Raw genomic sequence first — 20,154 nt, forward strand, 5'->3', positions numbered from 1 at the left:
GTCGGGGCATGTCCTCAGAGCTTCCGCATACAGATTTCCGTACCGAACCGTCGGTTATAAACGCAGCCATCACTGTCCGTCGTGCCAGGACGAGCGATGTGCCCTCGGTCCGCCGTCTCCTCGACGGGTACGTACGCGAAGGCATCCTGCTCGACAAAGCGACGGTGACGCTTTACGAGGACATCCAGGAGTTCTGGATCGCGGAACGCGACGCGGATGCCCGGGTCATCGGCTGCGGTGCACTCCATGTGATGTGGGAAGACCTCGCCGAAGTCCGTACTCTCGCGGTCGATCACAGCATCAAGGGTGTCGGAGTGGGGCATCAAGTACTGGACAAGCTGTTGCAGACCGCTCGCTGGCTGGGTGTGCGCCGGGTTTTCTGTCTCACCTTCGAAGTCGACTTCTTCGCCAAGCACGGCTTCGTGGAGATCGGAGAGACGCCGGTCGACACAGATGTCTACAGCGAGCTGCTGCGTTCCTATGATGAGGGCGTAGCGGAGTTCCTCGGTCTCGAACGAGTGAAGCCGAACACCTTGGGCAACAGTCGGATGCTTCTGCACCTGTGACCGCTGGAAGAACCCGGAACCCTATGTCCGAATCGCGCATGTTTCCCGTGTTCTTGCACTCCTGAACCTCTGCCAGGGGTTTGTGTTTTCCGGAGAAAAGCGGTTTCCTTTCCGCGTACTGCATTTTCGATGAAAGGAAATCCGGTGGCACAGAAGGTTCAGGTCCTTCTTGTCGATGACCTCGACGGTGGCGAGGCGGACGAGACAGTGACGTTCGCTCTGGATGGCAAGACGTACGAGATTGACCTCACCACGACCAACGCGGACAAGCTCCGGGGTCTTCTTGAGCCGTACACCAAGGGTGGCCGACGCACCGGTGGCCGTGCCGCGGCCGGCCGCGGCAAGGGTCGCGCCGTTCCCGGTGGCAACAAGGACACCGCCGAGATCCGTAAGTGGGCGCGCGAGAACGGTCACAATGTGAATGACCGCGGTCGTGTTCCGGCGGAGATCCGCGAGGCTTACGAGAAGGCCAACGGCTGAGCTGTCGACTGATCGGCCGTGCAACTCGTTGCCGGCCAGACTGTTCCGGCACGCGTCAACCGGGCCCGGTGGCATTCCGTCGCCACCGCGTCCACGAGCCGCACGAGATCGGGAGCATCCCCACCCCTGCTCCCGAGGCCGGCGAGAGCCGGGAGCTCCGACTCCCCCTCGTGCCGCAGCTCGGGGGGCCGCAGCCATACGGCGGCCCCCGGCGAGCCGGCCGCCCAGCCGGGCGGTGCCGGCGCGATGATCCGCCCGCCCGTACCGACGGCGGTCATTGTGAGGGCCACCCCGCCCCATTCCAGCCAGTCGAGCAGCCCCGGCAGCTCGTCGGCGCTCCCCGGGGCCACCAGTAGCCCCATGGTCTGCCCGGTCAGTGCCACCGGCCCAGTGCGTCCCACCCGCCGCAGTGCGGCGTGACCCGCCACCGCGGGCAGTTCCAGGACGTCGAACCGCAGCCCGGTCAACAACCGGACCGGAGCGGTGCCCGTCGTCGCCCAGCCGAGCTCGCGCTCGTACCACTGCGCGTGGTCTCCATGGCCGTCGCGGTCGTCGGCGAGCGGCGAGCGCGGAGGCGGGACGGTGAGGGCCATGCCGGAAGAACTGTCGAGAGACCTCATGAGTTACGCAGAGTCCCCGATTGCATGCATAGCGTGTCCGAAAGGAGGGCGCACGCGCGCATTTCGGAGCGCAAGGATGTTCGCCCGTAGCTGAGGGAACCGGCGCGCGCCGCATGGACTGTCTGTAATTACGGGTAAGACATCCCTAGTGGGGAGGGGCGACACGCAGGCCGAGACGTCTCACGTTCGCCGTCGGCGTACTGGCGATAGGGGTATCTGCCTGGCCTGCGGGAACATCGTCTCGCACCATCGGGTTGGAGCAGTTGTCGGCGTTCGGGGCAGGAGGCCAAGGACGGGTGTCGGCAGTTGGAATGAGCGGTCCCCGCTTGCGGGACTAAGCTGCGGAAGGACAGGGAGGGGACCGACCCCTTACTGCCTGACCGCTCTGAGGAGCGATTAACGATGTTCGAGAGGTTCACCGACCGCGCGCGGCGGGTTGTCGTCCTGGCTCAGGAAGAAGCCCGGATGCTCAACCACAACTACATCGGCACCGAGCACATCCTCCTGGGCCTTATCCACGAGGGTGAGGGTGTCGCCGCTAAGGCCCTGGAGAGCCTCGGGATTTCGCTCGAGGCGGTCCGCCAGCAGGTGGAGGAGATCATCGGTCAGGGCCAGCAGGCCCCGTCCGGGCACATCCCCTTCACTCCGCGAGCCAAGAAGGTCCTGGAGCTGTCGCTCCGCGAGGCTCTTCAGCTCGGCCACAACTACATCGGTACCGAGCACATCCTGCTCGGCCTGATCCGCGAGGGCGAGGGCGTCGCCGCCCAGGTCCTCGTGAAGCTGGGCGCCGACCTGAACCGCGTGCGGCAGCAGGTCATCCAGCTGCTCTCCGGGTACTCGGGAGGCAAGGAGGCGGCCACTGCAGGCGGCCCCGCGGAGGGCACGCCCTCCACGTCCCTGGTGCTCGACCAGTTCGGCCGGAACCTCACCCAGGCCGCTCGCGAATCCAAGCTCGACCCGGTCATCGGGCGCGAGAAGGAGATCGAGCGGGTCATGCAGGTGCTGTCCCGCCGTACCAAGAACAACCCGGTTCTCATCGGCGAGCCCGGCGTCGGCAAGACGGCGGTCGTCGAGGGCCTGGCGCAGGCCATCGTCAAGGGCGAGGTGCCCGAGACCCTCAAGGACAAGCACCTCTACACCCTCGACCTCGGCGCGCTGGTCGCCGGCTCCCGCTACCGCGGTGACTTCGAGGAGCGCCTGAAGAAGGTCCTCAAGGAGATCCGCACCCGCGGCGACATCATCCTGTTCATCGACGAGCTCCACACCCTGGTGGGTGCGGGCGCCGCCGAGGGCGCGATCGACGCGGCAAGCATCCTCAAGCCGATGCTGGCGCGAGGCGAGCTCCAGACGATCGGTGCGACGACGCTAGACGAGTACCGCAAGCACCTGGAGAAGGACGCGGCCCTCGAGCGCCGCTTCCAGCCCATCCAGGTGGCGGAGCCGTCGCTGCCGCACACCATCGAGATCCTCAAGGGTCTGCGCGACCGCTACGAGGCCCACCACCGCGTGTCCATCACGGACGAGGCGCTGGTCCAGGCCGCGACGCTGGCCGACCGCTACATCTCGGACCGCTTCCTGCCGGACAAGGCGATCGACCTGATCGACGAGGCCGGTTCCCGGATGCGTATCCGCCGGATGACCGCGCCGCCGGACCTCCGCGAGTTCGACGAGAAGATCGCGGGCGTCCGCCGCGACAAGGAGTCGGCCATCGACTCCCAGGACTTCGAGAAGGCGGCGTCTCTCCGCGACAAGGAGAAGCAGCTGCTGGCGGCGAAGACCAAGCGGGAGAAGGAGTGGAAGGCCGGCGACATGGACGTCGTCGCCGAGGTCGACGGCGAGCTGATCGCCGAAGTCCTGGCCACGGCCACCGGCATCCCGGTCTTCAAGCTGACGGAGGAGGAGTCCTCCCGGCTGCTGCGCATGGAGGACGAGCTCCACAAGCGCGTCATCGGCCAGAAGGACGCCATCAAGGCCCTCTCGCAGGCGATCCGTCGTACGCGAGCCGGTCTGAAGGACCCGAAGCGCCCCGGTGGCTCGTTCATCTTCGCCGGCCCGTCCGGTGTCGGTAAGACCGAGCTCTCCAAGACGCTCGCCGAATTCCTCTTCGGTGACGAAGATGCACTGATCTCCCTCGACATGTCGGAGTTCAGCGAGAAGCACACAGTTTCCCGCCTCTTCGGTTCTCCCCCCGGTTACGTGGGTTACGAAGAGGGCGGCCAGCTCACCGAGAAGGTGCGCCGCAAGCCGTTCTCCGTCGTCCTCTTCGACGAGGTCGAGAAGGCCCACCCCGATATCTTCAATTCCCTGCTCCAGATTCTGGAAGACGGTCGCCTGACCGACTCCCAGGGCCGGGTCGTGGACTTCAAGAACACGGTCATCATCATGACGACCAACCTCGGGACCCGGGACATCTCCAAGGGCTTCAACCTGGGCTTCGCGGCCCAGGGCGACGTCAAGACCGGCTACGAGCGGATGAAGAACAAGGTCAACGAAGAGCTCAAGCAGCACTTCCGGCCCGAGTTCCTCAACCGTGTGGACGACACGGTCGTGTTCCACCAGCTGACCGAGGAAGACATCATCCAGATCGTCGACCTCATGATCGCCAAGGTGGACGAGCGGCTGAAGGACCGCGACATGGGCATCGAGCTCAGCGCGGAGGCCAAGTCGCTCCTGGCCAAGAAGGGCTACGACCCCGTGATGGGCGCCCGGCCGCTGCGCCGGACGATCCAGCGCGAGATCGAGGACATCCTCTCCGAGAAGATCCTCTTCGGTGAGCTGCGTCCCGGTCACATCGTGGTCGTGGGTACCGAGGGCGAGGGTGAGGAAAAGAAGTTCACCTTCCGCGGCGAGGAGAAGTCGGCACTGCCCGACGTCCCGCCGATCGAGCAGGCGGCAGGCGGCGCCGGCCCGAACCTGACGAAGGACGCGTAAGGGCGCGTCGAGCGTCTGAGCAAGTGAAGGGGCTGCCCCGGACCGTTCCGTACGGTTCCGGGGCAGCCCCTTTTGCTGTGCGGTCCGGGGTCAGCGGGTGATGCGGAGGCCGTCGATGCCGAGGATGTGGACATCGGCGTCCTCGCCCTCGACATCGAAGCCGGGCAAGGCCTGGAGCGGAGTGAGATCCACCGACGCCCACCATTTCCTGCCCTGAGGCCGATCAGCTCCCTCCCCGGCCTGCGCCGAGTGAAGCTTGTGCACGCGCCCGCACGGGCTGGACAGCGTCCTCATGTACGGGCCGGGACAAGCCGGCTGGTTCCGGGCCTCACAGGACGCCCCATGGGACGGTCTCGGCGCCTGAGCGGGCCCGACACCGTTCTGTGTACGCACCCGCGCGCTGCCGGCGGCCCCCTTCGCCGTTCTGCGTACGCACTCGCGCGCTGCCGGCGCCCCCTCTTCGCCGTTCTGCGCCGGACGCCCGCTGTCACCGGCCTCGGCCGGCCGAGCCCGCGCGGCAAGGCCTCGCCGCCGAAGCTGCCCTGCCTGCGGTCGGAGGCCCCCGGAGCATCGGACAGGGCGTCCCCGTGGACCGGCACAACGCGGTCTCCGAGCGGTACTGGAGGTCCAGACAGGTTCCGGGCTCCGCCGGATCGGGCGGCGCGGCCGACGGGGACGACTCCCGCCGTTCGGCGCCGACGGGTCGCCGGCCGAAGGTCCCGAATCGGACAGCCCTTGGTCCCACCGCGGGTGACAAGGCGCACAGCCCTTTCGGGGCCTACTAGGAGGCTTAGGGGACATGGCGGCGAGTGCGGGAGGGGCCTCTGCCCCGGGCGTGACCGGGACCTTCGGGGCGACAGTGCGGGATGCCTGGAACGCTAGGCAATGTCCGTTTAGAGCGGTTTAGAACTGGGGTTAAACCTGACCGGCCGAAGAGATCCGGCGGGGGTGTGGAGCGGGTGATACCAGGCCCCCGGGAGTGGATTCCCGACATGTCGGCTACGGCTTTTGTTCGTAGATGGGGTGTTTGGGCATTGCTGGGGGTCCGGGTTACCAAGGGATAGCCAGCCCGGCGGACAAGCCGGGACGACTCACCTCCGGAGGATCTCCGCATATGTCGAAGCGCGCTACGTTCCAGCACTCCCGCCGTCCGTCCGTGTCCCGTGTCCGTGGCGCCGTGGTGGCAGCCGGTCTGGGGACGACGATGGTTCTCGGTGCGGGCGCTGCGTTCGCGGCCGGTGCGTCGGCGAGCGCCCCCGACGCGGCGGGCCTGGTCAATACCGTCGCGGCCGAGTCGGTCGCCAAGCAGGCGACCGTGCAGGGCAAGGCGGCCCAGATCGCCAAGCAGGCGGTGGCCAAGAAGGCTGCCGAGGCGAAGAAGGCCGCGAAGAAGGCCGCTCTGGCGACCTCCTGGGAGGCGCCGGTCAGCCACTACACGCTGAGTGCCAGCTTCGGCAACGACGGCTCGCGCTGGGCCCACAAGCACTCCGGCCAGGACTTCGCCGTACCGATCGGCACCACGGTCGAGGCCGCGCACAGCGGCGTCGTCGTGAAGGCCGGTCCGAACGGTGGCGGTGACGGCCCCGCGTACGGCAACGCCATCGTGATCAAGCACGGCAACGGCATGTACTCGCAGTACGCCCACCTGTCGAAGATCGACGTGCACATCGGCCAGTCGGTGGAGAAGGGGCAGAAGATCGCCCTTTCCGGTAACACCGGCAACTCCAGCGGCCCGCACCTGCACTTCGAGATCCGGAACACCGCCAACTACGGTTCCGCGGTCAACCCGGTCGCCTTCCTGTTCAAGCACGGCGTCACGGTCTGACCCGACCGGACGTACTCACCGCAGCCCGGGCCCCGCTACTTCGCGGGGCCCGGGCTGTGGGCTTGGGTGACCAGACCGACGGCGACTTCGAGGACGGCCTCGCGCTTGTCCTCGAAGTCGCCGTCGACGTCCTTGAGGAAGAACATTCCGGCGTGCATCGAGACAAGCGCGCTGACGCAACGGACCTGGTCGGCGAGGGCCGCGTCGGGGTCCTTTAGCAGGTCGAGCAGCTCCATGAGCCGCTTCTTCGAAGTCTCCCCGACGCTGAGATCGCGCACGGCCGCCTGGTTCTCCTGCATGAAGCGGAACAAGGGGGCTGCGTCGATCAGTGCGTCGCTGTAACGGACCAGGAGCTCCTTCTTCGTCTCCAGGGTCCGCGGCTGCTCCTTGCCCCAGGCGATCAGCTTCTCGACGGGCCGGTTGAGGTCGTCGAAGATGCTGACCAGGATGTCTTCCTTGGTCTTGAAGTGGTAGTACAGCGCCGCCTTGGTGACGTCCAGCTTCTCGGAGATCTCGCGCAATGAGGTCTTCTCGTATCCCTGCTCGGCGAAGAGCTCCAGGGCGACGTCCTGGATGCGCTGGCGCGTGTTGCCCCGGCGTGGCTGCGGTGTGCTGCCCATGGTGCTCTCCCCAAAAAACTTACTTGACGCCCGGCTAGTTACGGGTTCTACTGTCCCCAGTGTAGTCAACTAGCCGGGCGGCAAGTAAGTGGCCGGTGAACAGGGGATCAGGGAGTTGGGGATCATGTCGGACCTGAAGAAGGCGGCAGGCGGGAAGGCGGGCGGCAGATCAGCCGACAAGGCTGCCGACATGCCGGCCACCGCGCCCGAGCCGCGGCAGCGCAGCGTCCGGGTGGTGATGCTCGCGCTGATGATCACGATGCTGCTCGCCATGCTCGACAACCTGATCGTCGGCACCGCCATGCCGACCATCGTCGGCGACCTCGGTGGTCTGGAGCATCTGTCCTGGGTCGTCACCGCGTACACCCTGGCCACCGCGGCCTCCACCCCCATCTGGGGCAAGCTCGGCGACATGTACGGACGCAAGGGCATCTTCCTCACGTCCATCGTGATCTTCCTGATCGGCTCGGTACTGAGCGGAATGGCCCAGGACATGGGCCAGCTGATCGGCTTCCGGGCGATCCAGGGGCTCGGTGCGGGCGGCCTGATGGTCGGCGTCATGGCGATCATCGGCGACTTGGTGCCGCCCCGTGAGCGCGGCAAGTACCAGGGCCTGATGGCCGGTGTGATGGCGATCGCCATGATCGGCGGACCGCTGGTCGGCGGCACCATCACCGACCACCTCGGCTGGCGCTGGAGCTTCTACATCAACCTGCCGCTGGGTGCGGTCGCCCTTGCCATGGTCACCGCTGTGCTGCACCTGCCGAACAAGGAGCGCACCAAGGCGAAGGTCGACTACCTCGGTGCCGGGCTGCTGACTCTCGGCATCACCGCGATCGTGCTGGTCACCACCTGGGGCGGTTCGGAGTACGCCTGGGACTCCGCCATGATCATGGAGCTCGCCGCGATCGGTGTCGTCTCCCTCGTCGGCTTCCTCTTCGTCGAGACGAAGGCTGCAGAACCGATCATTCCGCTGCACATCTTCCGCAACGGCAACTTCACGCTGATGTCCCTCATCGGCTTCATGTCCGGCTTCGTGATGTTCGGCGCGGTGCTCTTCCTGCCGCTGTTCCAGCAGTCCGTCCAGGGTGCGTCCGCGACCAACTCCGGACTCCTGCTCCTGCCGATGCTCCTGTCGATGATGATCGTCTCGCTGATCGCCGGGCGGGTCACCACCAGCACCGGAAAGTACAAGATCTTCCCCATCGTCGGCTCCGTCCTGATGGTGGCCGGTCTGTTTCTGCTCTCGCAGATGGACACCGACACCACCCGCTTCACCTCCGGCATCTACATGGCGGTGCTCGGCGCAGGTATGGGCTTCCTGATGCAGATCACCATGCTCGTCGCGCAGAACAGCGTCGAGCTGAAGGACATGGGCGTCGCCTCCTCCGCGACCACCCTCTTCCGTACGCTCGGCAGCTCCTTCGGTGTCGCGATCATGGGGGCGCTGTTCACCGGACGAGTGCAGGACGAGATGGCTTCCCGCGGCGGCGGAGCGGCCACCGCAAGGTCCGCGCAGCTGGACGCGGCGAGCCTGGCGAAGCTGCCGGACCCGGTGCGTGAGGCGTACCAGTTCGCAGTCTCGTCCGGGACCCACATCGCCTTCCTGGTCGGCGCTTCGGTCGGCGTGATCGCGCTGCTGGCGGCGCTGTTCGTCAAGGAGGTGCCGCTGCGCGGAGCCGGCCCGGAGGCCAAGGAAGAGGCCGTCGCGGACGCCGGTACCGGCCCCAGGCAGAGCGAGACCGTCTGATCACGGTCCGGTCCGGCCGACCTGGCAACAACGGCAAGGCCCCTGGGGCGCGCGATCCGCGCGCACCCCAGGGGCCTTGCCGGTCTCTGGCTCAGCTCGGCTCGGCTCGGCCCACCTCAGCCACCGGACTGTGTGCCGTCCGACGCGGCCTTCGCCCCCGGACCGTCCGCGTCGCCGGGCTCGGCCTTGGCCGCCCTGCGCTGTTCGGCGAGCTGAAGGATGGGGAAGCTGCCCGTGTTCGTCGGGGCGTGCTCCGGCAGCCACAGCACGGCGATCGCTCCGCCGGCCCCCTGCGCCGCGCCCTGCGGCGCCGCGTTCCGGAAGGTCAGCCGGGCGCCGAGGACCCGGGCCTGACCGGCGGCGATGGTCAGCCCCAGGCCGTGCCCGTGCCCGGCGCGGTCGCTGCTTCCGGTACGGAACCTGCTCGGGCCCTCACGCAGCAGCGCCTCCGGGAAACCGGGCCCGTGATCGCGGACGCGTACCACCCGTCCCTCGACCGTGACCTCCACCGGAGTGGAACCGTGCTTGGCGGCGTTGCCCAGCAGATTGCCGAGAATGCGCTCCAGCCTGCGCGGATCGGTGTTGACCCACGACTCGTGCACCACCTGTACCCGCACATCCGGATCCAGCAGAGCGACCCGTCGGCTGACGAACTCGCCGAGCGCGATCTCCTGCAGCTCGGCCCGCTCCGACGCACTGTCCAGCCTGGCCACCTCCAGCACGTCCTCGACGAGCGTGCGCATCGCCTGTGCCCGGTCCCGTACGAGCTCGGTGGGGCGGCCCGGCGGCAGCAGCTCGGCCGCCGTCAGCAGCCCGGTCACGGGTGTGCGCAGTTCGTGCGCGATGTCCGCGGTGACCCGGCGCTCCGCCTCGATCCGTTCGTTCAGCGCGTCCGTGAGGGCGTCCACCGCACGGGCCAGGTCGTCGGTCTCGTCCCGGATGACGCCGCCGATGGCATCCCTGACCCGTACCTCCGTATTGCCCCGCGCGACCTTCCCGGCCGCGGCTGCCGCCTTGCGCAGCCGACGCGACAGCTGGCCGCCGATCAGTACGCCGAGCGCGCAGCCGCCGAAGACCACCGAGACGGAGCCGATGATCAGTGCGCGGTCGAGATCGCCCATGATCGTGGCGCTGCGGTTGGCGAAGCGGGTGTGCAGCGACAGCACGTCACCGTTGGCCAACGGCACGGCCGCCCACACATCGGGCACCCCGTTCGCGTACTCGTCGACATGCGTGGCGCGCCGGTTCTTACGGGTTTCCGCGCGCAGGCTCTGCGGCATCGTCGGGTCGTTGAGCTTGGCGCCGAACTTGGGGTCGGCCTTCTTCGTCTTCGTCGCCTCGTACAGCAGCTGCGCGTACGTCAGCCGCTCCAGCTGGACCTCACGGGCGTTCTCCAGCATCGAGACACGGGCGGCGTTGTGCACGACGAGGCTCAGCGCGACGGCGATCAACGCGCCGACCGCCGCGATCGCGATGCTGATCTTCCAGCGGACACCTGTCCGCAGAGCCGGCCGCGTCATGCCTTGAGCTTGTAGCCGAAGCCGCGGACCGTCTCGATCCTGTCCTGTCCGATCTTGGTGCGCAGCCTCTGCACGTGGACGTCCACGACCCGGGTGTCGCCGCCCCAGCCGTAGTCCCAGACCCGTTCGAGCAGCTTGTCGCGGGAGAGCACCGTGCCGGGCGCGGACGAGAATTCCAGCAGCAGCCGCATCTCGGTCGGGGTGAGCGCCACCTGCTCACCGCCCTTGCGTACCTCCATGCCCTCGGTGTCCACCTCCAGATCACCGAAGACCAGCACCCCGCCGACGGGTTGCGTCTCCGTCTCCGTACCGCCCGGCTGTCCGCCCGACGCATGACCGAAGCGACGCAGCACGGCGCGGATCCTGGCTACCAGCACGGCGCCGTCGAAAGGCTTGGTGACGTAGTCGTCGGCGCCGGCCTCCAGGCCCAGCACCACGTCGATCGAGTCGGCACGGGCCGACAGCATGATCACCGGAACCGTCGACTCGTCCCGGATGCGCCGGCAGAGACTGACGCCGTCCAGGCCCGGCACCATCACGTCGAGCAGGGCGATGTCCGGCCGGTCGGCCCGAAATGCCTCCAGGCCGGAGAGGCCGTCGGGCATCGCGGTGACCACGAATCCGTCCCGTTCCAGCGCCAGCTGGGTGGCCTCGCGGATGACATCGTCGTCCTCGACGAACAGGACGTGGGTCTCGGCCATCGACTGCTCTCAGCTCTCGCTTCTCGGGTTGGCGGCTTTCGCCGGCTCGTTCGCGCCGGTATCGGTCCTTCGGGGGTCTCAGTCCGTCGTCGGCTCGGCGGGCTCCGGGAACTCTGCTTCTCCGTTGCCGACAGCTCTGTTGAAGTCGTTGTGCACCCGGTCGTGCTCGTTGAACCGGTTGCCGGCCCAGCGGTACGTGACCACTTCGTCGCCGGACGGGTACGCGACGGCGTCCTTCTTCTCGTACACCTGCGTCGTCACCACCAGGTCACCCCGGTCGATGGTGCCGTAGACCGCGGGCTGCTCAGTGGTGAAGACGTTCTGGTACGTGCCGTCGCTCCGCGCGCGGTACACGTAGGTGCCGACCCCTACCGAGTCGCCGCAGGTCATCACATTCACCACGACGTCCGACGACGAGCCGCCGGTCAGCGTGCCGTACGAGGCGTCGACCGGGTACTCGTCCCCCGTGCAGGGCTTCAGGTCCGTCCTGACCCGCTCGCTCACCTTGGGGTCCCGCTTGATCAGCTGGACGGCATCGACCCGCCGCACGGACTTCCCGGTGGGCGGGGTGGTGACCGACGGTGTGACCTGCGCGACCGGCTGTGTGCCGGCCGGTCCCTCGTCGCGGGTGCCCGTGCCACCGGTGGAGCAGCTGACGGTGAACAGCCCGAAGGCGGCGAGCCCGGCCATTGCCGTGCTGCCCGCCGCCCAGCCGGTGCGACCGCCGCCTCCGCCGGTCGCTCTGCTTCTGCCTGTCAGGCCGCGCACCGCTCCCGCCCCCGCTCCTCATGCCGCCGGTCCGCCTGTCCGCGAACCTGCGCCGGTACCCGTGCACGTCCCGGAGCGGCGGCGGCCGGAGCCCGGTTGCCCGCCGTGCGGCCCTGGGCCTCACGGATCGTGGCTTCCCTGTTCATCGCCTCGCGGCTCTCCAGCTCCTGACGCAGTCGCGCCAGCGCCCGGTGCAGCGTGCTCTTCACCGTACCGGCCGACATCCCGAGCGCCGCGGCCGTCTCCTCCGTGCTCATCTGCTCCCAGTGTCGCAGCACCACGACGCTGCGCTGCTTGGGAGCCAGCACGCTCAGGACGTCCATCAGCAGAGCACGGTCGGCACGTTGCTCGGTGCCGTCCTCGACGCTCGCGTCGGGCAGCTGCTCGGTGGGAACCTCCTCCAGCTTGCGGGCCCGCCACCACTCGGTACGCGTGTTGATCATGACGCGGCGCAGGTAGGCGTCGGCGAGGGACTTGTCGGCGATGCCGTCCCAGCGGCCGTACGTACGGGCCAGGGCGGTCTGCAGAAGGTCCTGCGCGTCCACCGGGTCGGGGACCAGGCGGCGCGCACTGCGCAGCAGGGCCTCCTGCCGGGTGCGTACGTACTCTTCGAATTCGAGCACCTCGCCATGCGCCATTCCAACCGCCTCCGTCCCCGTAGATCCCCGTCTGACCTCTGCCAGCCGCTGGTCGCGTGAGCTGACGGTCGGAGACGTTACGGAGCGGTTGTCACGGCGCTGTGCGGAGCAGCCATACGCCGACGCACGGCTGTCCATCGGTTGTGTAACAGCGGGCGCAAGCCCCCGCCTGCTGCTACGGGACAGTCCTTAGCCCACCGGCAGTTGGTAGTGGCCGCCCGGAAGTGGTTCGACCAGGCCGTCGGCGACCAGGCCGTCCAGAGCCCGGGCCCGTTGCGCCGGCTCCTCCCATACGGCGTCGAGCGCCGACTGCGGAACCGGGGCCACCGACTCGCGCAGCACGGCGAGCAGCCGGCCGCGCACCTGCCGGTCCGTACCGGCATAGGTCTGGCCGCGGCGCGGGGGCCCCTGATGCTCCGGCTTCCCGGCCAGCCGCCAGGCGCACTGCGTGGCGATCGGGCATCGCGTGCAGTCCTCGTTCTTGGCGGTGCAGACCAGCGCTCCGAGCTCCATCGTCGCGGCCGCCCAGCGGGCCGCCCGTTCGTCCTCGTCGGGCAGGAGCGCGCGGGCGAGCTTCCGCTCGGCGGCGGTGGTCGCGTTCGGCGGGTACTGGATGCCGGTCGCGGCCCGGGCGAACACCCGGCGGACGTTCGTATCGAGTACGGCATGCCGCTGTCCGTACGCGAACGAGGCCACCGCCGCCGCCGTGTACTCACCGATGCCGGGCAGCGCGAGCAGCTGACTGTGCTCGCTCGGCACGTCGCCACCGTGTCGTTCAGTTATTGCCTGCGCGGCTCCGTGCAGGCGCAGTGCTCGCCGGGGGTAGCCGAGCCGGCCCCAGGCGCGGACCGCTTCACCGGGCGGCTCGGCGGCCAGATCGGCAGGGCGTGGCCAGCGGGCCAGCCACTGCTCGTACACCGGGAGGACCCGGCTGACGGGGGTCTGCTGCAGCATGAACTCGCTCACCATCACACCCCAGGCACCCGCTTCGGGGCGGCGCCAGGGCAGATCGCGGGCGTGCTGGTCGAACCACCCGATGACGGGCGCGTGGAGGGATGCGGGGGGCGTCTGTGTCGCAGTCATGGCAGTCATCGCAAGCCGATCCTGGCATGGAAGGGCAGGCAACGGTCTTGGCGACAGGGGTGTCGCCCGTCATGGGGGCCCATGGAGTGATAATGCCACCCGTCTGTCCCCACGGTGAGCCCCAGCCGGCGCCTCCATCCGGACTCGGCGCGGACTCGGCCGTCCGCTCCGGGGCCCGTTGTCCGGACCGGGAGAGGTGCCAGCTGTCCGGACCGTGAGGGGCGCCCGTTGTCCCTTGCCGTCAGAGCGAGCGAGCGACCGCGCCGGGCAGGACAGCAGGGCGATCACCGGCGCAGCGACCGATCCCCCACGAACGGGCCCGCCGCCGCATCGTGCGGAAGGCGCGCCCCGGCGAAGATCCGCGAGAACGCCGTCAGCAGCGGGGTGACATCGTGAACCAGGCCTGTGCGCGAACCAGGCCTGTGCGCGGCCGGGCGACCGCGAGAGCGACGGCAGCCGCCAGTTGGTTGCCGGGAAACGACCGGTCGCCGTCGGCGGACACGGCACCGGTGAGGCCGCGCGGCAACGACCGACCGGTAGGGAGGCTCCTCGTCCGTGATCGGTTGGGGAAGCTCACCGGCGACGTGGCTGACGGCCGTCGTGGTTGGCGCGAGCAGCGGCAGGGACAGGGATCCGGTATTCACGCCGCGCGCACGTGCCGTGTGCGAAATCCGTGACGCCGCTGTGCAGGAGGGAGAAGGGAGTTGAACTCTTCATGTGACAGACCGTAGGCAACAGGGCGGGGTTGTCACGGTGGGCAATCATCAGGGGGTGCGCCTGACGAAAGTCGGGGTCGGAACAGGCCACCGCATGATGATGATCCGCAAAACTTGGGGATCAGAGCGGCGGGTGGGGCGGGAGTTGGCGCGGATCTCTCGTACAGTTTGCGCCGTGGGATCTCTGCGCAATCCGATCGGGCCGCTTCCCTCCAGCATCTATTGGCGACGGAGGGCCGTAGCGGCGATGCTGATTGTGCTGCTCGCGTTGCTGATCGCATGGGCTGTCACTTCCGGTGGCGGCAAGGGGAACATGGACGACTCCCGGCCCAACGGGTCCGGACCCGCACACTCGATCACTCCGGGACCCGCCAGTTCCGGTCCGGCCATCAGTCAACAACCGGGCGGGCGCGACGATTCGGACGACTCCGGTGAGGGCGGCGGCAGCGGCGGCGGTACGGACGCGGGTTCCGACGGCGCCGCCGACGGTGGCACCGGCGCCGGAGCCGGATCGGGTTCCGGCAGCGCGTCAGGTGGCGGAAGCGAGGGGCAGCAGGTTCCGGCCGGCTCCTCGATCCCCGACTGCACTTCCTCCGCACTGCAGTTGACCCTGCGCACCAAGCTCAACTACAGCCCCGGCGAGAATCCGAAGTTCGAACTGGTCGCCAAGAACACCTCGTCCACCGCCTGCAAGGCCGATTTCGGGCCGAAGAGTGCGGTGGTGACCGTCACCGAAGCCGGTGGCGACGACGAGGAGGTGTGGTCCTCCAAGGACTGCCCGCACAATGCGGGCGGTGTGCTGCTGGAGGTTCCGGCGGGCGCGACCATCGTCCACACCGTGGAGTGGGACCGGAAGAAGAGCGCCCCGCAGTGCGCGACGCCGCCCGCGGGAGCTGCGGGGGCCGGTACCTATCTCGTCGAGGCGAAGGCTCCCGGCGAGCCGGTGCAGCGCGCCTCCTTCGTCCTCGCGAAGGACTGAGCGGCGCCCGCCCGAGCAGTTCCCGGCCGGTGCGCGATCACTGTCGCGGCCCCGTACTGTCGATCACGGGCGTGGTCCGAAACGTGCTTCGGGGCCCGGTCCACCGGCCGGGCCCCGCGACGTGTACTGCTCCACGCAACCGCTGCGTACCGCTGAGGGTTGCCCCGTGATCCCTGGTGGATCAGCGCGCGGCGTCAGCTGCGGTGCATCGCAAGGCGGAGGGCTGTCCTCGTACCGGTCGTATCCGGGCGTTCCGGCAACGCGGCGAGGTGCTGTGGCTGTCGTCGTGCGCCCGCCAGGGATTGCGGGGCAGCCCTTAGACGTACCGCTCAAGAATCGACGACTCGGCCAGTCGTGACAGCCCCTCGCGCACGCTCCGCGCCCGCGCCTCGCCGACTCCGTCCACCGTCTGAAGGTCGTCGACGCTCGCTGCGAGCAGCTTCTGCAGTCCGCCGAAGTACTCCACCAGCCGGTCGATGATCGCCCCGGGCAGCCGCGGCACCTTCGCCAGCAGCCGGAAACCGCGGGGCGAGACCGCCGAGTCGAGGGTCTCGGGTGAGCCGCTGTACCCCAGGGCCCGTGCCACGACCGGCAGTTCGAGCAGCTCGGTGTGCGAGAGCCCGTCCAGCTCGGTCAGCGCCTCCGCGACCGTACGCGACCGCTTGGCGGTCGGCTCCGGCACGTAATCACGCACGACCAGTTCCCGTTCCGGCTCGACTCCCGCGATCAACTCGTCGAGCTGGAGGGAGAGAAGCCGGCCGTCGGTGCCCAGCTCCACCACGTATTCGGCGATTTCGGTCGCGATCCTGCGGACCATCTCCAGACGTTGCGCGACAGCCGTCACGTCCCGCACCGTCACCAGGTCCTCGATCTCCAGCGCGGAGAGCGTGCCCGCGACCTCGTCGAGGCGGAGCTTGTATCGCTCCAGGGTGGCGAGTGCCTGGTTGGCGCGGGAGAGGATCGCGGCGGACTCCTCCAGGACCCGGCGCTCCCCGTCCACGTACAGCGCGATCAGACGCATCGACTGCGAGACCGAGACGACCGGGAAGTTGCACTGCCTGGAGACCCGGTCCGCCGTGCGGTGGCGGGTTCCGGTCTCCTCGGTGGGGATGGAGGCGTCCGGGACCAGCTGCACGCCGGCCCGCAGGATCTTCGTCATGTCCTTGTCGAGGATCAGTGCCCCGTCGAGCTTGGCCAGCTCGCGCAGCCGCGTCGCGGTGAACTCCACGTCCAGCACGAAACCGCCGGTGCACATCGACTCGACGGTCTTGTCCATGCCGAGCACGATCAGCCCGCCGGTGTTGCCGCGGAGGATGCGCTCCAGGCCGTCCCGCAGGGCCATTCCGGGCGCGACGGCGCTCAATGAGGCGCGCATCAGCGCCTCATTACCGGTGCCTTGGCCGGACTTTCCGGGCGATGCTGCCCGGTCGCTGGCTGCCACTGCACTCCTCCGGTCACAGGTTCGCGGTGCCCTTATGTCCCTCATACCGTTCGTACGGACGGGCGAGACCAGGGCAAAGTCTACCGGCGTGCGTCGGCCTCCCGTGGGGGCTCTGTACGAGAGCGGCGCGGGAGCACTCTCAGCGCGTCGCCCATGTTGGCGACTTCCGTGACCTTCATACCGGACGGCACCTTCCCCGGGTCGGTCGGGACCAGCGCGTGGGTGAAGCCGAGGCGGTGTGCTTCGGCCAGTCGGCGCTGCACTCCCGTAACCCTTCTGACCTCGCCCGCGAGGCCCACCTCGCCGATCGCCACCAGGTTCTTGGGCAGCGGTGTGTCGCTCGCCGCACTGGCCAGGGCAAGCGCGATCGCAAGGTCCGCGGCGGGCTCGGAAAGCTTCACGCCGCCGACGGTGGCGCTGTAGATGTCCCGCTTGCCGAGCGCGCTGATCCGGCCGCGCTGCTCCAGAACCGCCAGCATCATCGAGACCCGGGACGTCTCCAGGCCGGAGGTGGTGCGCCGCGGTGAGGGGATCTGCGAATCGACCGTCAGCGCCTGCACTTCGGCGACGAGCGGGCGCCGCCCCTCCAGCGTGACCGTCAGACAGGTGCCCGGCACGGGTTCGTCGCGCCGGGTGAGGAAGAGGCCGGACGGGTCGGCGAGGCCCGTGATGCCCTCGTCGTGCAGTTCGAAACAGCCGACCTCGTCGGTCGCCCCGTACCGGTTCTTCACGCCCCGGACCAGCCGGAGGCGCGCATGGCGGTCGCCCTCGAAGGACAGCACCACATCGACGAGGTGCTCCAGCAGCCGTGGCCCGGCGATTGCGCCGTCCTTGGTGACATGACCGACCAGCAGCGTGGACATGCCGCGCTCCTTGGAGGCGCGGATGAGCGCACCGGCCACCTCCCGGACCTGTGCCATTCCGCCGGGTGCGCCGTCGATCTCGGGCGAGGCGACGGTCTGTACCGAGTCGAGGATGAGCAGGGACGGCTTGACCGCGTCCAGATGGCCGAGGACCGCGGAGAGGTCGGTCTCGGCGGCGAGGAAGAGGTGATCGTTGATCGCCCGGATCCGGTCGGCGCGCAGCCGGACCTGGCTCGCGGACTCCTCCGCGGTGACATAGAGGGTGCGGTGCTCCTCGCCTGCGGCCTTGGCGGCCACATCCAGCAGGAGCGTCGACTTGCCGACGCCCGGCTCGCCCGCGAGCAGCACCACGGCGCCGGGGACCAGCCCGCCGCCGAGCACCCGGTCCAGCTCGTCCACCCCGGTCGGCCGGGCGGTGGCCTGTCGGCTGTCGACCTGGCCGATGGGGAGTGCGGCCGAGCTGACGCGGCCGGCCGCAGTCGTCCGAACGGCAGGGGCGCCGCCGAACTCCTCGACCGTCCCCCACGCCTGGCATTCGGGGCATCGGCCGAGCCACTTGGCGGTCGTCCAGCCGCACTCGGTGCAGCGGTAGGACGGCCGGTCCTTCGCGGATTTTGTACGGGCAGCCATGGCGCCACCGTATAGGTGAGGACCGACAGCGCCGTCGGCGCAGGTTCACGGGAGCTCGCGGTGGGGTCCGTGGTGTGTGGGGAGGGAGGCGCGAGTGAGTGCGGGGAGAGGGTCGACCGGTCAGGAAGCTCGACGGAATTGACGATTCCTGTCCGCTTTCAAGGGATACGTTCACCCGTAAGGGTTAAATGTGCGAAAGGGGTGCCAAGGCCACGCTCTGCCTTGCTTACGGTCGCAAGGTGACGAGCAGCAGGCTGGAGACCCCGAGGCACACCACTGGCGCACACCGGGCGCAGCGCCGTGCGCCCCAGGCGTCGCCGAAGCGAGCGCCCGCCCGTTCCGAGGCGTATCTCGACGGCCTGTTCACCTACTGCCTCTCCGTGCTCTGCGATCACGACGGAGCCATCGAGGCGCTGGGCGCCGTACTCGCCATCGCGGAACGGCAGGACGGGCGGTGCCCCAAGGGGGAGGAGGAACGTAAAACCTGGCTGTACGCGCTGGCCAGGTGGACGTGCCTGCGCAAGCTCGCGGAGCAGAAGCACCAGAAGCAGAACCGGGGCCGGCAGGCGCACCGCCAGCAGGCCGCCAGGCAGCCGGGCGGTACGACCGGGACCGCCCAGGCGGCGCACTCACGAACATGTCCGCCCTCCGAGGCCATCGCCCTCGCCGCAGACGCCACGGACGCCTCCGAGACCGCCGCGGTAGCCGAAGCGCACCGCCGAGAACTCGCACAGCTCGCCTGGCCCGAGGCCGCCGGCACCACGCCCGAACAGCGCGAAGCGCTCGAACTGGCCGTACGCCACGGCCTCACCCCGCGCGCCGTCGCCTCCGTCCTCGGCCTCGACCCCGCGACCGCCCGTGAGCTGCTGGCCGCCGCGGCCTGCGAAGTGGAACGCACCCGGGCCGCCCTCGCCGTCGTGGAGACCGGCAACTGTCCCACCGTCGCCCGGCTCTTCGGCGACCACCGCGTTCTGCTCTCCGCCGCCCTGCGCAGCGAGCTCGTCCGCCACGTCGACGACTGCCCCCGCTGTCGTCGCGCCGCCGAGCGGGCGGGCGCCGAGGGCCCCTGGCCGGGCGCGTCCGTCAGCCCTGGCGTCGCACTTCCGGTCGTCGAGGCCCCGCGGCCCTCCGCGTACGTGGCGATGGTCCGTGCCCAGAGGAATCGGTCCGCCACTCCGCGGTTCGACCGGACGGGCTTCCCGATGGACCCGAAGGACCACGCCGCGCGCCGGGACCGGCTGCGGGCGAGAGTCGTGACGACGACGGTGGTGGCAACGGTCGTCGCCGCCCCCGTGATCGCGCTGTGGTCCGCCTATCGGGGCGCGCCGCTGACCGGCGAGGGGCACGACGGCTCCTCGGTCACCGCGACCGAGGAGGACGGCCGGAGCGAGTTCGAGGGCGACCCGTACGACCGTTACCAGAACGCGGGCAATGCCAGCCCCGACCCCGGATCCCGTTTCAAGGACGGCAGTCGTACGCCGGATGTCTCCGCCGAGGTCATCAGCTCCGGGACGGGGCACGGCCCCGGCCGGCTCGCCGTCACGGCCCGCTCGTCCGGAGCCACCACGCTGATCACACTGACCGCCTCAGGCGCTGCGCCCGTGACCTGGTCGGCACGGGCGGATGCGTCCTGGCTCCGCCTCAGCAGGTACTCCGGAACCCTCGCCGCGGGGGAGAGCGTCACCATCCACGCCTACGTGGACCATGCGCGGGAACCGGCCGGGGCCTGGAGCGCGAGCATCCGTCTCGCCCCGTCGGGTTCGACAGTGCTGGTCCGCGGGCACAGAGCGGCGCCGACCCCGTCCGGCCCCGCCACGCCGTCCCACCCGGGCCATCCGTCCGTCCCACCGTCGGCCTCGCCCCACCCGACCCGCCCGACGGACCCGACGGACCCCACACCCTCACCGACGAACCCGGAACCGTCCCCGGACCCGTCGAGCCCGTCCACCCCCTCCGACCCGTCCCCCGACCCCTCCGACCCGGGGACGAGCCCGAGCGATCCGGCGCCGACGGGCTGACCGAC

16 protein-coding genes are annotated in these 20,154 nt (G+C 69.3%); 7 read left to right on the forward strand and 9 right to left on the reverse strand.

What is annotated here, in order from left to right:
* Positions 1-8 precede the first annotated feature (8 nt).
* Positions 9-566: an amino-acid N-acetyltransferase gene (locus tag ACFYP5_RS27090; protein WP_078852725.1), complete on the forward strand. Its 558-nt coding sequence runs from the start codon at positions 9-11 to the stop codon at positions 564-566.
* Positions 567-710: 144 nt separating this feature from the next.
* Positions 711-1,046 (forward strand): Lsr2 family protein, encoded by a 336-nt coding sequence (locus tag ACFYP5_RS27095; RefSeq protein WP_267004524.1) that lies wholly within the window; start codon positions 711-713, stop codon positions 1,044-1,046.
* Here the strand turns inward: ACFYP5_RS27095 and ACFYP5_RS27100 are convergent.
* The gene (locus ACFYP5_RS27100) at positions 1,025-1,639 is read right to left on the reverse strand and encodes an SCO3374 family protein (protein WP_389040843.1); all 615 of its coding nucleotides are present in this window, start codon (positions 1,637-1,639) and stop codon (positions 1,025-1,027) included. The genes ACFYP5_RS27095 and ACFYP5_RS27100 overlap by 22 nt on opposite strands.
* A gap of 429 nt (positions 1,640-2,068) precedes the next feature.
* Here ACFYP5_RS27100 and ACFYP5_RS27105 point away from each other — a divergent pair, with 429 nt between their 5' ends.
* Together ACFYP5_RS27105 and ACFYP5_RS27110 are read left to right on the forward strand one after the other, a co-directional pair.
* Positions 2,069-4,597, forward strand: a complete 2,529-nt coding sequence (locus ACFYP5_RS27105) for an ATP-dependent Clp protease ATP-binding subunit (RefSeq protein ID WP_030925328.1) — start codon at positions 2,069-2,071, stop codon at positions 4,595-4,597.
* Between the two features lie 1,114 nt (positions 4,598-5,711).
* On the forward strand, positions 5,712-6,422 hold the full coding sequence (locus ACFYP5_RS27110; protein WP_389040845.1) for a M23 family metallopeptidase: 711 nt from the start codon (positions 5,712-5,714) through the stop codon (positions 6,420-6,422).
* A gap of 35 nt (positions 6,423-6,457) precedes the next feature.
* Here ACFYP5_RS27110 and ACFYP5_RS27115 read toward each other — a convergent pair whose 3' ends face one another.
* Positions 6,458-7,042: a TetR/AcrR family transcriptional regulator gene (locus tag ACFYP5_RS27115; protein ID WP_389040847.1), complete on the reverse strand. Its 585-nt coding sequence runs from the start codon at positions 7,040-7,042 to the stop codon at positions 6,458-6,460.
* A 124-nt stretch (positions 7,043-7,166) separates the two neighbouring features.
* Between ACFYP5_RS27115 and ACFYP5_RS27120 the strand changes: the two genes are divergently transcribed.
* Entirely contained in the window at positions 7,167-8,792 is a 1,626-nt protein-coding gene (locus tag ACFYP5_RS27120) for an MDR family MFS transporter (protein ID WP_389040849.1), read from the forward strand.
* A 116-nt stretch (positions 8,793-8,908) separates the two neighbouring features.
* Here the strand turns inward: ACFYP5_RS27120 and cseC are convergent, their stop codons facing one another.
* From cseC to ACFYP5_RS27145, 5 genes are all read right to left on the reverse strand, one after another.
* On the reverse strand, positions 8,909-10,312 hold the full coding sequence (cseC, locus tag ACFYP5_RS27125) for a two-component system sensor histidine kinase CseC (protein ID WP_389040852.1): 1,404 nt from the start codon (positions 10,310-10,312) through the stop codon (positions 8,909-8,911).
* Positions 10,309-11,013, reverse strand: a complete 705-nt coding sequence (cseB, locus tag ACFYP5_RS27130; RefSeq protein ID WP_389040854.1) for a two-component system response regulator CseB — start codon at positions 11,011-11,013, stop codon at positions 10,309-10,311. Before cseB ends, cseC begins: the two co-directional genes overlap by 4 nt.
* 78 nt (positions 11,014-11,091) lie before the next feature.
* A complete protein-coding gene (locus ACFYP5_RS27135; RefSeq protein ID WP_389040856.1) occupies positions 11,092-11,781 on the reverse strand; it encodes a hypothetical protein in 690 nt (229 codons plus the stop codon).
* Positions 11,769-12,419, reverse strand: a complete 651-nt coding sequence (locus ACFYP5_RS27140; protein WP_389040858.1) for a SigE family RNA polymerase sigma factor — start codon at positions 12,417-12,419, stop codon at positions 11,769-11,771. Before ACFYP5_RS27140 ends, ACFYP5_RS27135 begins: the two co-directional genes overlap by 13 nt.
* A gap of 189 nt (positions 12,420-12,608) precedes the next feature.
* Positions 12,609-13,511 (reverse strand): A/G-specific adenine glycosylase, encoded by a 903-nt coding sequence (locus ACFYP5_RS27145; protein WP_389040860.1) that lies wholly within the window; start codon positions 13,509-13,511, stop codon positions 12,609-12,611.
* Positions 13,512-14,393: 882 nt separating this feature from the next.
* Between ACFYP5_RS27145 and ACFYP5_RS27150 the strand changes: the two genes are divergently transcribed.
* A complete protein-coding gene (locus tag ACFYP5_RS27150) occupies positions 14,394-15,197 on the forward strand; it encodes a hypothetical protein (protein ID WP_389040862.1) in 804 nt (267 codons plus the stop codon).
* 316 nt (positions 15,198-15,513) lie between these two features.
* On the opposite strand, the gene disA is transcribed toward ACFYP5_RS27150, so the two are convergent.
* A complete protein-coding gene (gene disA / locus ACFYP5_RS27155) occupies positions 15,514-16,638 on the reverse strand; it encodes a DNA integrity scanning diadenylate cyclase DisA (protein WP_030972387.1) in 1,125 nt (374 codons plus the stop codon).
* Positions 16,639-16,718: 80 nt separating this feature from the next.
* Positions 16,719-18,131, reverse strand: coding sequence for a DNA repair protein RadA (radA, locus tag ACFYP5_RS27160; protein ID WP_389040864.1), 1,413 nt, complete (start codon positions 18,129-18,131; stop codon positions 16,719-16,721).
* Positions 18,132-18,319: 188 nt separating this feature from the next.
* Here radA and ACFYP5_RS27165 point away from each other — a divergent pair, with 188 nt between their 5' ends.
* Complete coding sequence (locus ACFYP5_RS27165; RefSeq protein ID WP_389040866.1) at positions 18,320-20,149, forward strand: hypothetical protein; 1,830 nt, start codon at positions 18,320-18,322, stop codon at positions 20,147-20,149.
* Positions 20,150-20,154 lie beyond the last annotated feature (5 nt).

The organism is Streptomyces sp. NPDC005262 (assembly GCF_042872425.1).
GTDB lineage: Bacteria > Actinomycetota > Actinomycetes > Streptomycetales > Streptomycetaceae > Streptomyces.

Excerpts from the sequence above, each read along its gene's own strand:
- ACFYP5_RS27090 (WP_078852725.1), top strand. The coding sequence starts at position 9 with ATGTCCTCAGAGCTTCCGCATACAGATTTCCGTACCGAACCGTCGGTT.
- ACFYP5_RS27100 (WP_389040843.1), bottom strand. The coding sequence starts at position 1,639 with ATGGCCCTCACCGTCCCGCCTCCGCGCTCGCCGCTCGCCGACGACCGC.
- ACFYP5_RS27105 (WP_030925328.1), top strand. The coding sequence starts at position 2,069 with ATGTTCGAGAGGTTCACCGACCGCGCGCGGCGGGTTGTCGTCCTGGCT.
- ACFYP5_RS27110 (WP_389040845.1), top strand. The coding sequence starts at position 5,712 with ATGTCGAAGCGCGCTACGTTCCAGCACTCCCGCCGTCCGTCCGTGTCC.
- ACFYP5_RS27115 (WP_389040847.1), bottom strand. The coding sequence starts at position 7,042 with ATGGGCAGCACACCGCAGCCACGCCGGGGCAACACGCGCCAGCGCATC.
- ACFYP5_RS27120 (WP_389040849.1), top strand. The coding sequence starts at position 7,167 with ATGTCGGACCTGAAGAAGGCGGCAGGCGGGAAGGCGGGCGGCAGATCA.
- cseC (WP_389040852.1), bottom strand. The coding sequence starts at position 10,312 with ATGACGCGGCCGGCTCTGCGGACAGGTGTCCGCTGGAAGATCAGCATC.
- cseB (WP_389040854.1), bottom strand. The coding sequence starts at position 11,013 with ATGGCCGAGACCCACGTCCTGTTCGTCGAGGACGACGATGTCATCCGC.
- ACFYP5_RS27140 (WP_389040858.1), bottom strand. The coding sequence starts at position 12,419 with ATGGCGCATGGCGAGGTGCTCGAATTCGAAGAGTACGTACGCACCCGG.
- ACFYP5_RS27145 (WP_389040860.1), bottom strand. The coding sequence starts at position 13,511 with ATGACTGCCATGACTGCGACACAGACGCCCCCCGCATCCCTCCACGCG.
- radA (WP_389040864.1), bottom strand. The coding sequence starts at position 18,131 with ATGGCTGCCCGTACAAAATCCGCGAAGGACCGGCCGTCCTACCGCTGC.
- ACFYP5_RS27165 (WP_389040866.1), top strand. The coding sequence starts at position 18,320 with ATGTGCGAAAGGGGTGCCAAGGCCACGCTCTGCCTTGCTTACGGTCGC.